Annotated in this window: 1 protein-coding gene; it reads right to left on the bottom strand. The window is 59.9% G+C overall.

The window, feature by feature from the left end:
* Positions 1–218: hypothetical protein (locus AF337_RS44085; protein WP_210168031.1), on the bottom strand; the 218-nt coding region annotated here is incomplete at its 3' end.
* Positions 219–309 lie beyond the last annotated feature (91 nt).

Below are 309 nucleotides of genomic sequence, written 5' to 3'. Positions count from 1 at the left end.
GCCTTCTTCTCACCGTTCCGTGAGATCAGGCTTCGCTTCATGGCATTGAGATGGCCTTTCACGAGACCGTCACGCGGCGTCGAGCAGTTTCGCGCACGGATCTCGTCCATGCGGTCTGCAAGCTGGACGTCAACCGGGTCCATGGTGGCCCGCAGAAGAGCGTCGGCCCTCCTGCGTCGTTCCCCCAGTTCGTCCAACTTATTGGGTCGTTCCAGCATTAGTGTTCCTCCGTATATCGGGCTGAAAAGATTGGGGAAGACTGCCGAGGTGGTTCGTCCGCGGAGACTGCATCGTCGTTCGGCGCAGGCT

This window comes from Rhizobium ecuadorense (genome assembly GCF_001187535.1).
GTDB classification, from domain to species: Bacteria; Pseudomonadota; Alphaproteobacteria; order Rhizobiales; family Rhizobiaceae; genus Rhizobium; species Rhizobium ecuadorense.
This window is presented reverse-complemented; position numbering and strand designations above follow the sequence as displayed.